This is a genomic window from Legionella lytica (assembly GCF_044626755.1).
GTDB classification, from domain to species: domain Bacteria; phylum Pseudomonadota; class Gammaproteobacteria; order Legionellales; family Legionellaceae; genus Legionella; species Legionella lytica_A.
Genome location: NZ_JBGORX010000005.1, coordinates 167,004 through 183,024, shown reverse-complemented (window position 1 = coordinate 183,024; position 16,021 = coordinate 167,004). Strand labels below are relative to the sequence as shown.

The following is a 16,021-nucleotide window of genomic DNA, read 5'->3' as shown; positions in this document are numbered from 1 at the left end:
TTGGGATACAGTAATACCCCGCCTAAGTGGCTGGCACAATTGATAAAGAGTATGGATGAGTTTTAGCATCTCAACTAAACATTCCGCCCTATGCGATTAGAATAAGAGTTTATTGTGTGCCCGCCCTACTCACGAAATATACATCCAACAAGAAAATAGGAAAGGTTCCCTAATTTTTTTTCGCCGGAACTTTTTTACCTTTTTTTCTGGCTTTTGATAAACCAATCGCTATAGCTTGTTTTCTACTAGTGACCTTCTTATCACCTTTACCACTATGCGCTTTACCTTCTTTGTATTTATGCACTTCTTTTTCTACTTCTTTTTGTGCTCCTTTACTGTACTTAGTCATGATATTCTCCTTATGTTTCATTTATTATAATAGCCCGCTCAGTAAAGACTGATCATGCACGCTAATCAACAATTAGTGAGAAGAAGTTACGTAATTACTTAATTAATTGTTTATTTATTGAAGCTAAAGTAACATAAGGCAAAGGATAATCAGTGTTAACTATTACGCTTTTTTTTCATGAAAGTAGCACGATGCAAAGCGTACATTAAGAACTACCCCCTAGCCTCATGTGGTATTTTCCCTCAAGGTTGTTCACTATAACTCATAATAGAATCAAAAAAGGCCTTATCCCCCAAACTGAGTCGAATCGAAACCGCCTTTCTGATTAAACCGGTACGTACATCTTTCATGAGAGGCTTTGTTAGCTTGATTTTTTTCTCTAACTCGAGAATTTGATTTTTTGTTTCCTCAGTAAAAAAGACCTGTGTCGCATTTTCTAAAGGTCCTTGGTTTAATCCTTCATAAATATCATCGATAAGTTCACAGTAATCCAGATCCTTTTCATATTCAGCCCATTTGATTTCGGCAAGCGTATATAAATAGTACTTAACCGCATCCTCAATAAGTAAGGATTGCTTACCTCGTCCACTGTATTCTTTGTCTGCCTGTACTTTGAGTTTTTCTTTAATATCTCTTGGAAAACGTATACATACGAGCCATTTTTCTTTTTTTTGTGGCAAAGCAAAAAACAACTTTTTACTTTTTCTTTTTTCAGTCATAAGCTTCTCTTATTAGAATCAAAAAAATCAAAAATATCATTTTTTCTTTATTTATCAATAAGTTATGAAAGCGTGACCCGGGTCACGCCAACTCTCCAACGGCCATTTCTTTAATCTTATTTAAGATACTTTCTAAGCTTTTAAAAGAAGATTCCTCTTCAATTCTTTGAATTTCAGGAAACCTGGAAAGTAATAAAGCACGCATGGTTATGGATTCATGCTCATCATTAACCTTAAAAGTTGCCGATTTCTTTATAGCCCCACCTTGTCTACCGCGTGGCTTAGGCATTTTTTCAACAGCATCACTGAGCTGAATTTCATTCGAATCTAATTCTACAGTTAAAGCGTGTTCTATTTCATCATATGATTTAGGCACCAATGCTCTAATTGTTTTAAACGTCAATTTATTCTCGCGAATGCGTGAAAAAAATACTGGGGGATAACTTTCAGGCTTCGTACATATAGAACGCAAAGCACTAGCAATACTTTCATTAAAACCAATAATGCCAGATAACTCTTTTTTAGTAAGCGAGTGACTACTTGGATCAGCAAAAAGAGCTTGCACGATTTGAAAATTCTGAGAAACGGTCAAACCCTTTCTGAGATTATTTTCTGACAATTGCCTACGAAGTTTACGATGCTTGACCTTTAATTTGGCTAACATACTTTCATCAGTAATTTCAATGCACGTTACGGTTGACACACTAGCCATCATAGCCGCTAACCGACGTTGATGGCCTTCTAAAATTACATAGCCATATTCTAAATTAGAATTATGGAAATAATCAGGATCATTTTGTCTATCTGCTAAAAAAATCTCTATGGGTTGAATTAATCCATCATTACGAATAGAAAAAGCTAAATCACGAAGTGAATTATAACTATCCTCTAATGACTCAGTATACTCACAATGCAATTCAGAAAATTCAGGAATTACATAATCACCAGACTCAGAAAAGTTACATAAGGATTGTTCAGTACCAATCTTCAACATGTCCCTTAACCAAGCTTCATCAATGATTTCACCTGGTCTTGGGTTTTGAGGGTCAGGAATCAAAGAGAAAGGATCGTGCTCAACGAGCTGCTTTCCTCGGGTAAACTTTAGATTCGCTGTAATACCTGCACGAGTAATCGTATCAGGCTTATTCACTTTCGACGTTAATGAGCTCGCCATTAGTTTCTTTTTGATGGACACGTTCTTTATCTCCTAATACTTTTTTATAAACAAACTCACCCAAAGCAAGTGCTTCAATAGCAAATCGATCATTATCTTTTAATTCAGTATAAGGTGCCGAAATAGGCGCTTGATCTTCATCGATATCAACAGCTCTTGGAGAATCATGAACTTCAATTTCGTCAATTAATAACTGACTTAACATTGGATTAGACATAATCGTATCAATAATACGATTTTGCGGAGTACGCTTGTTATAATCAACTTTATTTTTCAATAAGCCGATAATTTTGGCTTGGGAATTACTGGGGCGATAGACGTTTTGACGATTAACTAAATCAACCATTCCAGCTAGACCTTGCAATGATTTGTTACTCAGCTCCAACGGTATTAAAACATGTGTTGCCGCGCGAATAGCACTTTGCGTCAGAGGTCCTTTTGCAGGGGGTGTATCGATAAGAATCAAATCATAACCACAATCAATAAATTCATCCATGGCAAAAAAATCGTAAGGACGCTGTACAATACTTTCAAGACTGTCACTGTATTCAAAAGCTTCAATGTCCTTGATCAATCCGGCGTCACTAGGAAGAATATCTAAATTCTCAAGATCTGTAGGATAAGGAACTACGGGATTTTCAGTCCACATATCTAATGCCGATGAGCGACCGTCCCAACCGTCATCATCTGGGTTATTAGGATCATAATCCGGATGCAAAGGCGGTTTATAACTCGACATGTCACGAATACGAGTATCGCGAAGAAATCGGTACGACATATTGCCTTGCGGGTCAAAATCGAGAACCAAGACCTTTTTATTTTTTTTAAAAGCAATATAGGTCGATATTAATTGGCTAATCAGGCTTTTTCCAACACCACCTTTATTATTAGCAACGACTAAAACTTTAGGTTTTTTCGTGGCCATACACCTCTCCATAAGTTAATTTGTGAACCCATACATTACCTAAAATTGAGGAAAAAAGCAACCAATACTCAATACCGTATTGAGTATGATATAAAGAATAAACTGGAAAGCTAAAAAAGGCTATAGTTCATGTAAAATCAGGGTTCTAGAGGAGAAAAATAAATCTTTGACATTTTACGTATTGAGTATTGACATAAAGGATAACGATCACGTATAAATGGATCATAAATTAATGCGTACAGTAAAAAAGAAAGGTAGGGCGGCAAACAACGTAGAATCCACTCAAAGCATTTGTGCTTGAATCTTGTTGGCAAATTAGATTTAAGCTCCGATTGGACGAAAAAGTCGATGAGAAAAAGCCAGGTACCAATGTGCAGGCATTTTCTTCGGCTTTTTCGTTCAACCAGAGCATGAAATGGTATTCCCTCAATACTTGTAAACGGTGTACGCAAAAACAGATACATAGAGCTATATGAATAGCCAAATAACGGAAATAAATAGGAACGTAAATGAAAAAATAAGAATAATAAAAGAATGGTTATGAAGAGCGGCAACTCCTCATAACCTCAAAACATTTAATAACGAACATAGCTAAATGTCCTAAAATGACGGAACTGGTAATTCCTTCATTTTTTTGGATCTATCCGTATTTATTTTAGCTCTGTTCCCTAAAAAACACAATAGGATAAGGATATTATCTATGGGGAATCTTTGCTCGATTTTTCACCTAAGATTTAAGAAACTTGTTACAATTATTAAATCCTCACGTAAAGCCCAACTTATTGATTACATTCTACTAGGTTGGCAAAGCAGCACCTACAAATTAAAAGGCTCTGAACAAAAGTGGTTTATGAAACCTTATTCACAAATTGTAGCCGACACAGGAATTCCTTTAAGTACTCTAGAGCGTTACATTAGAGAATTAAATGAAGAAGGCTTTATTACGCGACGACAAGCCCTCTACAGCAGAACCAAAGAGCAAGGTGAATTTGAAGTTAAAAAAGGCACCTACATTTGCATCACAAATAAATTATTGAGTTTACTTGCGGTTGAAGTGCCAGCGGAGACTTTACCTGAACAACCAGAATCGAAAAAGGAAACAAAGTGTTTAAAATCCACCCTAAATGAGGGGTCCGAATCCCTCAATATGAGGGAATTATATATAAGTGATCTTTATAAAAAATCATTAAATAATGTTATTTTCAAAAAAAGAACATTTCATGTGGATAAAAACCAAAATCAACGATTGATACAGCAATTTAACTGCATACAAGAATTATTATTTTCCGAAATAAAAGAAGAAATTCCTGACGAAGTGAAAAAAATGGTTTCAGGCACTTTTTTTAATCTTACATTTGAACATCACAAGTTATTTTCTACTCCCAAACAGTTAGTAGCAGAATATTTATATGCTCTTCTTAATGTAGATTTTTATATGCCCAATACGCATTGTTTTAAGTATCGCAATAATATTTTGTCTAAATTGGTAAGAACAAATACTTGGCGAACACCTAAAGGATTTTATAAGCATTTTTATTTAGGGCAAAATTTTGATGACCAACAAAATTTACGTAACAAGCAATGGCAAAAGAAAAAAGAGGCGGAAATAAAGCCTCCCAAAGCAAATATAACTCATAAAAATCAGTGTTTAGCCCAAATTGAAGCAACATTATATGAAAAAGGAACCTTAATTAATGAGTTGACCGAGAACCTATATCAGGAATCTGATGAAGGGCTCATCGCGCAAATCAGAGAAAATATTCAATCAGTTAGAAAAGAGCTTGAATCTTTATGGATACAACAGGCTACTTTAGAGCAAGAAATAGAACATGAGCAACAACTTTGTGCCTAAGAGGGAAGTCTTCTTAGTGTATTGATACAAATGTAGAGCATACGCGTACAAACAAAAAGTACAACTCCGTTCGTAGTTGCAACAGAAGAGGGGAGGGGGCTTGGAGTTAATTCGGTTACTTTACTCAACTATCAAGCGGATTCGTAGTCTTGTTGTGCCTGAAGATAAAGTTTTATTAGCTGTGCTAAGTTTTTTGCCTGAACTTTCGTCATAATATTGGAGCGATGAGCTTCAACTGTGGAAATAGATATAGAAAGTTCATGAGCTATTTGCTTATTTAACTTACCATCGATAATGAGCTTGATAATTTGCTGCTCTCGTTTAGATAAACTGCTGATGCGTTTATTGATTAGGTGGAGTGATTCATTATTAACGGACTGGTTAACATGTTTTTGCACTTTCTCTAAAAGTACTTGCTCATTAAACGGCTTTAATAAAAAGTCTTTTGCACCTAATTTCATCGCGCGTACGGCCATGGGGATATCTCCATATCCTGTAATGACGATTACGGGTAAAAAAATTTTTTGTTGTCTTAGTTTTTCTAAAAGTTCCAATCCACTTACATGAGGAAGACGCACGTCGGTGATAAGTAACCCAGCGTTTTGTGGATCATAACTCTCTTGAAAAGAGGATGCTGTTTTATAGGTTTCTACGTGAAATTGTATGGACTCAAATAGCCATTGTAATGAGTCACAAACTGCCGGCTCATCATCAATGATGTAGATAGTTTGCTTATTCGTTTGCATATTATTCCTAATATCCTTAAGCTAAGCTAGCCTTTGTAAATTCCTATAAAACATAAAGAACAAATTAGTTAATAACTTCCACATCATGCGCTTGCATGCCTTTTGCACCTTTAGTGAGAGCGAAAGCAACTTTTGCTCCAACGGGAAGCGATTTAAATCCATCACCTACTATTCCACTAAAATGAACAAAATATTCTTGTCCTTCACTTTGTATAAAACCAAAGCCCTTATCATCCCTAAACCATTTAACAGTACCATTTATTTTTACAGACATGATTGTTCCTTGCTCATGAATTTAATAGAATTTGCGAATTATATGTGAATTTTTTTTAAAATTAGTATCATGGAAAACATTAGTTATGAGAAAATATTCTTAAATTAGATTGGTAATTTTTTCTAAAAAAAGGTCTATCTTAAACGGCTTTTCTATAAATTCATCAATTCCGTAATTTAATTGCGTGTTAATAATGAGCTCTTTAGCGCAACCACTCATCATAAGAATTTTGAGTTTGCTGCCATTGTTTCTAAGTTTCTGTACTAATTCGAGCCCATTCATTGAGGGAATGTTCATGTCCACAATTAAACAGCCATCCCCTTCAGGAGAATACTGTTGTAAGAAATGAACAGGGTGGTGAAAAACATTCAATTCTATAGCCTCTTCGTAAACTGAATGTAATAAAAAGAATAACGCATCACAGATCGCCTCATTATCATCAACAATATAGAACTTAATTTTTTTCATTAGAGGTATCGAAGGGTATACTTAGGACAAAGCAGGCGCCTTTTCTCTCTTCGGCTTGAAAATGGAGTTTTCCACCCTGATTCTCAATTAAAGTGCGGCAAATATGTAAGCCTATGCCATGCCCTTGTTTTTTAGTGGTAAAACACGATGTTAATATTTTATCCATATGCTCCTTAGGTACTCCAGGCCCATTGTCCCTGATTATAACTTGTATGTAATTGTCGCAAGTTGATGTTTCAATGGTTAGTTCGGGGTGTTCTTCATTACTATTGTGAAAAGCCTCAATGCTATTGCGTGCTAAATTTAAAATAACCTGAATAATGTGAGTTCTATTAATTAATACCGACGGAAGGTTATCAACTAAATTGAGGGTAATCTTTAATTCAAGCTCAAGTAATTCGTAATGAAAAATAGATAAAGCGTCATGTATTAATTGATTAATATCCGTTTTTTCCACATAAACATGTTCTTTGCGAATAAATTGCTTCATGTTTGCAATGATTTCCCCTGCAAGTTCTGCTTGTGAGGAAATTTTTTCTAATGCCAGTGACAATCGCTCTTCTAAATTATCGGAAGTTAATTTATTTTTAAGCATGAAAAGACAACTACGACTGTAGGTAGCAATGGCAGTTAATGGCTGGTTGATTTCATGTGCCAGCGCGGTAGTCATGGCATTGATTATACTGTTTTTACAGGTTTTACTGATATCCGCTTGCAGTTTATGTTGTAACTTATAATCGGCGGTGTCTTTAATGCGAAAAATTAAGTCGTTTTTTTTGCGAAAAGTATTATATATAGAATAAAGGCGTAACTCGTAACAATAATAAATATCACTCTCTTGATTAGGATTTTCAATTAAGATGCTGGTTTTCTTCCCTGAAAGAGCATCTTTACACGCATTGATAATATTTACTTTTAAGCGTGTTTTCTCTACAAGCGCTTCGTGTAAATTCATGCCGACACTAATGCTCTGGGATGTCATACGTTGTAATAAGGAAGTAAACAACTGATTGCTAATTTTAACATTCAGTTCGTCATCCAAAACAGCAATTGCATCATCCGCATGATGAAATAAGTTATTGATTAAGCTCAATAATTCAATATCCTGATCCTTACTTTGCGATTGACGTATGGAGGTGGTTTCTATTCCATCAATAGCAAGCAAATTATTTCCCGCCATGCTGCATTGGAACAGTATTTGTTTATATGAACCGTCTTTTTGAACGATTTCAATTTCACATGCCTGTTTTAAATTAGTGCTTATTAATTGTTCTATTTTCTCTTTGAACGATTCTTGATGTCGTGCGGGAATATAATTAAACAACGATTGGTTTATTAAAGTTCGTATACTGGTTTCTAATAAACGAGATGCGGGGCTGTTAACTTGCTTAATAGAAAAGCTCGTGTCAATTATAAAAGAAATAAAGTAATTAGACGTTTTATTTCTTTTTTTTATCAGTTTCATAGGTGATTTTTTCCAAAAAATCCTATTAATATTCCCTATAGTTAATATCGATTGGTTTAGCTTCTTTTTTATTATATTCACTTTATCCCAGTAATGATGTATAGAATCTTTCTTATGACAGAGACATAAATCGAACTAAATTTTTTGTGGTAATTTAGTATACGCAAATGTTGCTGTTCTCTATTAAAAATTAATATTTATGCTGAAAAATAAAATTAATATTTTATTAAGGTAATCCATAGTGCAATTATTTTAAAGCGTGCTTTTTCGATAAGGATGTTTCATACTTATTTGTATTCAACCTGAGTAGAATCTGATTTAATTTATTTTTTTCTTGCCTATGGTAACAAAAAAATAGACAAAGTAAAGCCAAGCAAGCAGTTCAGTAGATGCACTGTTTTTGGCTTAAATAAAAATAGAAGTCTAATTTATAAGTGCAATTATTCGATTTATTACTTGGGTTGCAAATAGTAAATAATAATATTTTTATTGGCTGTGGTGGAATGTGCCTTCGGTATTTTTATAAGGTTGAACAAACCGGCGCAATTGTCCGAATGGCGATCTCCAACGTTATCTACTATATATAATAGGTAAGCGCATTCGTACAATTCATGATTAAATGGATTAAGGATTTTCCTACAGCGTCCATGAACGCACTAATTGTATAATTGTTTTTTACAAGCATAATGATTTTATTAATAGTCCTTTTAGGCTACGAAATCCTCCAGCTTTATGGCCCGTTTACAAATAGCCTCCCACATAATGCGTGTAGCTTTCACGGTGTGATGCGGTTTCACGCGATAGGTAAAATAATCATAAAAAATGGGGTGAGTTCTGCTGTAAATCCGGATAAAATGCTGTACAATATGCGACAAATTATTATCCATTAAATTTTATAAGAGTATTATGACTGACTTAAACCTTTATAGAAACATTGGAATCTTCGCTCACGTAGATGCCGGAAAAACCACTACTACCGAACGTATTCTTAAGCTTACTGGTAAAATCCATAAAATAGGAGAGGTTCACGATGGTGAATCAACAACCGACTTCATGGAACAAGAAGCTGAGCGCGGTATTACTATTCAGTCAGCAGCAGTAAGTTGTTACTGGAAAGGCACACGCTTTAACGTTATTGATACCCCAGGACACGTTGATTTCACTGTTGAAGTATATCGTTCACTGAAAGTTCTCGATGGTGGTATCGGGGTATTTTGTGGTTCAGGCGGTGTTGAGCCTCAGTCAGAGACAAACTGGCGTTATGCGAACAATTCAAAAGTATCTCGTTTAATTTTCGTAAACAAGCTCGACCGTATTGGTGCAAACTTCTTGAAAGTTACTGACCAAATCAAAAAAGTGTTGGGTGCAAATCCTTTAATTATGACGTTACCGATTGGTTTCGAGGATACGTTTGTTGGTGTGGTCGACTTATTATCTCGTAAAGCTTTTGTTTGGGATGACTCAGGGTTACCAGAAAACTTCACTGTTACTGACGTACCTGCTGATATGCATGATGATGTTGAAATGTATCGTGCACAATTAATTGAAACAGCTCTTGAAATGGATGATGAGTTGCTAATGGCTTACTTAGATGGCGAAGAGCCTTCAATTGAAGACATTAAGCGTTGCATTCGCAAAGGTACATTGGAATTAGCATTCTTCCCAACATATTGCGGCTCTGCGTTCAAAAACAAAGGGATGCAATTATTGTTAGATGCAGTAGTTGACTATTTACCTGCTCCACATGAAGTTAATCCTCAGCCATTAACTAATGCGGAAGGGGAGCCAAACGGTGAATTTGCAATCGTTTCTCGTGATGAGCCATTCCGTGCTTTAGCATTCAAAATTATGGATGACCGTTTTGGTGCCTTAACTTTCGTACGTGTCTATTCAGGAAAACTAAATAAAGGGGATACAATTCTTAACTCCTTTACGGGTAAAACTGAACGTGTTGGCCGTATGGTTGAAATGCATGCGAATGATCGTAATGAATTACAAAGCGCTGAAGCAGGCGATATTATTGCGATTGTCGGTATGAAAAACGTTCGTACCGGTCATACTCTTTGCGATCCTAATCATGAGTGTACACTTGAAGCGATGGTATTCCCTGAGCCAGTAATCTCTATAGCGGTTTCGCCAAAAGATAAAGGCTCAACTGAAAAAATGGGTGTTGCGATTGGTAAAATGGTTGCAGAAGATCCAACCTTCCGAGTGGAAACTGACGAAGACTCAGGTGAAACCATTCTTCGTGGTATGGGCGAATTACATCTTGATATTAAAGTAGATATTCTAAAGCGTACTTATGATGTTGAGTTAATCGTAGGTCAACCACAGGTTGCTTACCGTGAAACGATTACGAAACAGGTTGCGGACAGCTATACGCATAAGAAGCAATCAGGTGGTTCTGGTCAATACGGTAAAATTGACTACACTATTCAGCCAGGTGAGCCAAACACTGGGTTTACGTTTGCTTCAACAGTTGTTGGTGGTAACGTTCCTAAAGAATTCTTCCCTGCAATTGAGAAAGGCTTCCGTTCAATGATGGGTACTGGTACGTTGGCAGGTTTCCCTGTATTAGATGTGGTCGTAACGCTGACTGACGGTGGTTATCACCCAGTTGACTCTTCTGCGATCGCGTTCGAAATTGCGGCAAAAGGTGCGTTCCGTCAATCAATACCTAAGGCTGCGCCGCAGTTGCTTGAGCCAATTATGAAAGTTGACGTGTACAGTACTGAAGATGATGTTGGTAACGTAATTGGTGACTTGAACCGTCGTCGCGGTATGATCTCTGGTCAAGAGCCAAGTGCGGCTGGCGTTCGTATTAAGGCCGATGTTCCTCTTTCTGAAATGTTTGGTTACATCAGTACCTTACGTACTCTTACTTCAGGCCGTGGTCAATTTTCAATGGAATTCTCTCACTATGCTCCTTGCCCAAATAGCGTAGCTGAAGCAGTAATTGCCAAAGAAAAAGAAAAGAAAGCTGCTGCTAAGTAATTCAGTAAGCGATTTTAAAAAACCCTGTCAGTTATACTGATAGGGTTTTTTTTTATTTCAAATTAACAGGATTGATTCTCTTCCCAAATAATTTAAGAAGAGTAAAGGCTGGGAGGCAAATAAATAACCAGATGATAATTGATTATTACTTGCGCTTTCTGATTGATTGAAAGCATATTGCTGTGTATAATTTGTCCAATTTATGTGGTTGGAACAGAAATTGAATAGGCAATTAATTCGTACTTATGAAAAATTAATCCAAATTCTAAAACTAGATAACAGCGATACATTCTTTGCCGATTGGATTAATCAAGAGGCAAGGCTAAATCCGCATCAGTGGGGTTCAAAAAATGCAATAAACGAGGATGAGTTAAACGATGACCCTGAGTTACAGCATCTACTTATTTCTATTCTTACCGAACAATCAATACCTGATTTTTTTCAATGGCCGGTATTTGTTCCTGCGAAATACTTAGCAGGACACATTGGAAAATTAATTCAGTATATGGATGCAAAATACCCGACGTTAGAAAAAATAGAAAAACTAGAACGAACAAAAAAACTTGAAACACTCGTTTTTCATGCCTTAGCACTAAGGGTTTATAAAGAAATTAGACAGCATGAATTCGCATTTCCTAGGATGATTGATACCGGAGAGCGTAGTGAACGTTATGCAAAGTTGTGTAACCAAGTAGCAGAGATTAAAATAAAACTATCTAATCAACTAGAGCTTGATGAGTCTTCGGAAAACAAAGGTGTTATCAACATTAGATCTACTGGATTAAAAAGCAACGAACTTGTCGATTTATATAGCCAGGATTATCGTCATTTGACGGTTAAGCCGAAACAAAAAATGTCGGTAGTCGACTTTTGGGCAAGCCCCGGCCTTCTACATCAACTCTTTAAGCAATTACATTTTTATAAAACTAGTGTAAATAAAAATGGTCAATTAGCTTATAGCGATTATTGTCGTACTAATGCCGATAAAGAAGACAGTGATGAATTTTTTTCACTTAGAAGATTAAGGTGTCAATTAAATCAAACCTATACATCAGGGCACTTCGAACCTTTATACGTCCCATATCTTATTACCTACTTACAAAATAAATATCATTCGGCTACCACCTCATTATTAGATCTTTGTTCGGGCTGGGGGGATCGTTTAATGGGAGCATTTATTTCACAACAATTAGGATTGCAGCGCTATGTAGGGACAGATCCAAATAGTGGATTACAAGAATGTTATCAAAATATAATCCGAGAATTCGCTCCTGACGGTTTTGAAACGATTATCCACGACAAACCGATGGAAGATTTAAGTGAGCAGGAATTAATGCCCTATGGAGTACGTCATCAACTTATGCTGACCTGTCCTCCTTATTTTTTAGAAGAGATATATCAAGGTCAAGAGCAAAGCACTCATAGATATACAACATACGCACTTTGGAAAGAAAAGTTTTTATTCAAGCTTCTTACGCAAGCATTAATGTCTATGCAGGTGAATGGATTTATTGTTTTAGTGGTGGGCGATAATAATGCACATAATATTTTTAATGACCTAACTCAGCATTTAAAAGAGACCTCTTCATTATTTAATTACCAAGGATTTTTCACGATTGCTCCTAGCCATAAACAAAAAATTATCATTACACAATGTCAGCCGATTCCATCACTATTATCATTGCCAATTCATTCTTATTTCAATAGGCTATCTCAAAATCATCTCACTCACCGTGCTGTTGTGGAATCAATACCTGATAACGAGAGTAATATATTAGTTCGGAATAAAAAAAGGAAAAAAAGCAGTGAAGAGGAGGGCTGGGAATCTACGCCCCAAGCGAAGCATCTTGATGAGGGAACCATACACAAGCCCACTACGCTTATTCGTCTCCGCAAGGGAGGGCGTTTTTTTGTTGCCGCACCGAGTCAAGCCCCCGCAAAAAGTGAGATCGAGATATTGGATGCTGATAATGTCGATGCAATGAGGCATGAGTAAATATTTCTATTGAATATTGTTATTATTATGTGATAAAAAAATATTAAATTTAAATCATTTACGATTAGGATTTATTAGAAAAGCTTTGAATTATATAAAATATGCATCAATAAAGTTTAGTTTTGCTGGCTGTGGTAATTTTTTTTGTTTGACCAGAAAACGAATTAAATTAGTTAACGGAATGACTGATCGTCTCCTACAATACAGGATGTTAAAATGTTTTCGAAAATAAAATCACCTTCTTTTTTATTAATTTCCTTTTCTTTGAGTTTCAGTTTATTAGGAGAGGCTTTAGCAGTACAATTGGTAGCAAATGGTACCAACGAAGTTGCCTCAGGAACTTATGATACGGGTGTTGCCACACCAACTCTTGGTTATAGCCTCTATGCATTGAGTGGAGGAGTTATTACAAGCAGCACTCCTCTTATACTCATCACCGGCGGTAATTTTTCTTCTGGGGCTTATGCTTTAGGTTTAGGCAGTAGCATTTCTTTGGCAGCGGGAAGCACCGTAAGCACCTCAGGTAGTGCTGATGCAAAAGCAATATTCGCACGCGATGGGGCAATTATTAATGTTGGTGCAAACACAGAGATAACTACCTCGGGTGCGAATGCAGATGGTTTATATGCTTTTCTTAATAATGCAACAATCAATGCTACAGATGTATCAATCATTACTCATGGCACTCAAGCAAATGGAGTGCAGGCAAATGATGCGGGCAGGATAAATGTGACCGGGTCAACCATTACAACTAATGGTATTTTTGCTCATGGGATTTATGCTATTGGCTTGGATAATCCAACGATTACCGCTTCCCAAACCAATGTGACTGTCAATGGGGCTTCTTCGAGTGCTGCCGAAGCATTGCAGGGTACTATTATCCTAGATGAGGTTAACCTTAACGTAGGAGCTACCGTGACAGGAGGAAGAGGGCTCTATGCGGACAATACCAGTACCATACTCATGACAAATGGTTCAATTACCATCAATGGAAATTCGAGTTCGGGAGGGGTATATGCACGAGGAAATAGCTCGATAACTTTAACTAATGTTATCACTTCTATAGCGGGCATGGGTAATTATGGGATTGAGGCGATCCAGGGAGGACTTATTACTATCAATGGTGGCTCGATAGATACCAGTGCTGATGGTGAAATGGCACTTTACTCCTTATCCTCAGCAAGCCAACGCTCCTTAATTAATGCCTCAAATTTCACTATTACTACTTATGGTAATGCAGCCTATGGGGCGTATGCACGCAGTGGGGGAGATATAGTTTTAACCGATTCTACTATTGAAACGTACGGAGAAAATGCTTATGGTCTTTATGCGACCCCTTACAGTAGCGGGGTAACGAGTATAATAAGTGTGGAGGGAGGGGCTATTGAGACGCATAATGCCACGGCAATCGTAAGCGATAATACTATTTTAAATACCACCCTTAGGGATACCACGGTTACTGGAAACGGCAGTTTGCTGTCCGCAGTAAATGCTGGAGTAATTAACCTGGAATCCTATAATTCAACATTAACTGGTTCTGCCTTACTGGATTCTGCGACGAATGCAACATCGAGCGTTTCACTTTTCGACCATAGCATATGGAATATGTCGGCTAATTCCGTTATCACCAACTTATTGAATGACAATAGTACCATTTTTTTTACCCCACCAAGTGGCAGTATTTATAAAACATTAACTGTTGATAACTATGTAGGTAATAATGGGTTGATGCAGCTGAACACCTTCTTAAATGGCTCCAGTTCGCCTTCAGATATGCTAATCATCAATAATGGCTCTGCTACAGGGACAACGGGTTTAATTATTAATAATACCGGTGGGGCGGGGGCTTTAACCACAGGGGATGGTATTTTGGTAGTTGATGCTCTAGGTGGTGCAACTACCTCATCCACCGCCTTCTCTTTAGCATCTCCCGCAGTGTCCGGTCCATTTGAATATTTTTTATATCGTTCGAGTCTTAATGGAGATAATGAAAATAATTGGTATTTACGTTCCATTTGTCCTGCGAGTAATCCGGAATGCGTACCTGAGCCACCTGCACCACCTGTACCCGCAAATTATCGAATCGAAACGCTAATTTATCCTACCTTAGCTGCAACGACTTTGCTCTATGGACAAAACCTGATTGGTACTTTGCATGAGCGAGTTGGGCAGGATGACTGGTCAAATGATGCATCAACCAACGCCAAAAACCGTGTTTGGGGTCGCCTGATTGGCTTACATGGCAATAGGAATCGTGTCAATCATCATCAGCGGATGCGCGGAGTGAGTTATGATTATAATTTTTCAGGCTTACAATTAGGTGGCGATCTTTTTTCGCAATCTCTAACTAACGGCTCAAGCTATCATCTTGGGGGGTATGGTGCTTTTGGTCGTTCTGATGGGGATGTAAAACGTTTTTCCCATTATATCGGTAATAATTTGTTTACAGCATACACAGTGGGTGCATATGGAACCTATTATTCACCAACGAAAGCATATATTGATACGGTCTTACAGACTACCTTTTATACAGATATGAACTCCAGTTCATTTAGAGCCATCGCACTGGATAACAGCGGAGTAGGCTTTGCTGCATCAGTAGAAGGTGGGTATCCTTTGCTGTGGAAGCAGCAGTGGGTAGTGGAACCTCAGGGACAGCTTATTTATCAATTCGTTAATTTAGATGATACACATGATGTCGGTGCAAAAATTCGTTTTAGAGATAATGATTCACTTGCAGGGCGCTTGGGGGTACGTTTGGCAAATGAACAGACATTTAATGAGCAACAAAAAATCAAAAAACTCACTACCTGGTTTCGCCCTAATTTCTGGTATCAGTTTCAAGGGGATCCGAAAGCGCAATTTACGTCAGTCTATGGATACATTCCGTTTCAATCTCAATTGGAAGGCGCCTCAATGGAGTTTAATCTAGGAACTACAGTTGAATTACCTAAAAATACTTTTATTTATGCAAACGCCAGTTATACCACCGGGTTAAATTTGCATGTGAATGCGTATAATGGTCAACTGGGTTTCAAGGTAAAACTAGTATAAAAGCA

Annotated in this window: 12 protein-coding genes; 4 read left to right on the top strand and 8 right to left on the bottom strand. The window is 37.0% G+C overall.

What is annotated here, in order from left to right; genetic code table 11:
- Positions 1 to 169: 169 nt before the first annotated feature.
- The 4 genes from ACD661_RS12430 to ACD661_RS12415 form a co-directional block, all read right to left on the bottom strand.
- Positions 170 to 349 carry a DUF6496 domain-containing protein gene (locus ACD661_RS12430; RefSeq protein WP_400188189.1) on the bottom strand — a complete coding sequence of 60 codons (180 nt, stop codon included), beginning with the start codon at positions 347 to 349 and terminating at the stop codon, positions 170 to 172.
- 242 nt (positions 350 to 591) lie between these two features.
- Positions 592 to 1,068, bottom strand: coding sequence for a hypothetical protein (locus tag ACD661_RS12425; RefSeq protein ID WP_400188188.1), 477 nt, complete (start codon positions 1,066 to 1,068; stop codon positions 592 to 594).
- An 82-nt stretch (positions 1,069 to 1,150) separates the two neighbouring features.
- The gene (locus ACD661_RS12420) at positions 1,151 to 2,263 is read right to left on the bottom strand and encodes a ParB/RepB/Spo0J family partition protein (RefSeq protein WP_400188187.1); all 1,113 of its coding nucleotides are present in this window, start codon (positions 2,261 to 2,263) and stop codon (positions 1,151 to 1,153) included.
- Positions 2,211 to 3,167 carry a ParA family protein gene (locus ACD661_RS12415; RefSeq protein WP_400188186.1) on the bottom strand — a complete coding sequence of 319 codons (957 nt, stop codon included), beginning with the start codon at positions 3,165 to 3,167 and terminating at the stop codon, positions 2,211 to 2,213. The genes ACD661_RS12420 and ACD661_RS12415 overlap by 53 nt, the downstream gene beginning before the upstream one ends.
- A gap of 850 nt (positions 3,168 to 4,017) precedes the next feature.
- On the opposite strand from ACD661_RS12415, the gene ACD661_RS12410 reads away from it, so the two are divergent.
- Positions 4,018 to 5,019, top strand: coding sequence for a hypothetical protein (locus ACD661_RS12410; protein ID WP_400188185.1), 1,002 nt, complete (start codon positions 4,018 to 4,020; stop codon positions 5,017 to 5,019).
- 131 nt (positions 5,020 to 5,150) lie between these two features.
- Here the strand turns inward: ACD661_RS12410 and ACD661_RS12405 are convergent, their stop codons facing one another.
- The 4 genes from ACD661_RS12405 to ACD661_RS12390 form a co-directional block, all read right to left on the bottom strand.
- The gene (locus tag ACD661_RS12405; protein ID WP_400188184.1) at positions 5,151 to 5,765 is read right to left on the bottom strand and encodes a response regulator transcription factor; all 615 of its coding nucleotides are present in this window, start codon (positions 5,763 to 5,765) and stop codon (positions 5,151 to 5,153) included.
- Between the two features lie 64 nt (positions 5,766 to 5,829).
- Positions 5,830 to 6,039 carry a cold-shock protein gene (locus ACD661_RS12400; protein ID WP_400188183.1) on the bottom strand — a complete coding sequence of 70 codons (210 nt, stop codon included), beginning with the start codon at positions 6,037 to 6,039 and terminating at the stop codon, positions 5,830 to 5,832.
- Between the two features lie 99 nt (positions 6,040 to 6,138).
- Positions 6,139 to 6,507: a response regulator transcription factor gene (locus ACD661_RS12395; RefSeq protein WP_400188182.1), complete on the bottom strand. Its 369-nt coding sequence runs from the start codon at positions 6,505 to 6,507 to the stop codon at positions 6,139 to 6,141.
- On the bottom strand, positions 6,494 to 7,972 hold the full coding sequence (locus ACD661_RS12390; protein WP_400188181.1) for a sensor histidine kinase: 1,479 nt from the start codon (positions 7,970 to 7,972) through the stop codon (positions 6,494 to 6,496). The genes ACD661_RS12395 and ACD661_RS12390 overlap by 14 nt, the downstream gene beginning before the upstream one ends.
- Before the next feature lie 906 nt (positions 7,973 to 8,878).
- Here ACD661_RS12390 and fusA point away from each other — a divergent pair.
- The 3 genes from fusA to ACD661_RS12375 all read left to right on the top strand — a co-directional run bounded on the left by fusA (position 8,879) and on the right by ACD661_RS12375 (position 16,016).
- Positions 8,879 to 10,966 (top strand): elongation factor G, encoded by a 2,088-nt coding sequence (gene fusA, locus ACD661_RS12385; protein WP_400188180.1) that lies wholly within the window; start codon positions 8,879 to 8,881, stop codon positions 10,964 to 10,966.
- Between the two features lie 220 nt (positions 10,967 to 11,186).
- A complete protein-coding gene (locus ACD661_RS12380) occupies positions 11,187 to 12,962 on the top strand; it encodes a hypothetical protein (RefSeq protein ID WP_400188179.1) in 1,776 nt (591 codons plus the stop codon).
- A 216-nt stretch (positions 12,963 to 13,178) separates the two neighbouring features.
- Positions 13,179 to 16,016, top strand: a complete 2,838-nt coding sequence (locus ACD661_RS12375; protein ID WP_400188178.1) for an autotransporter family protein — start codon at positions 13,179 to 13,181, stop codon at positions 16,014 to 16,016.
- Positions 16,017 to 16,021: the final 5 nt, after the last annotated feature.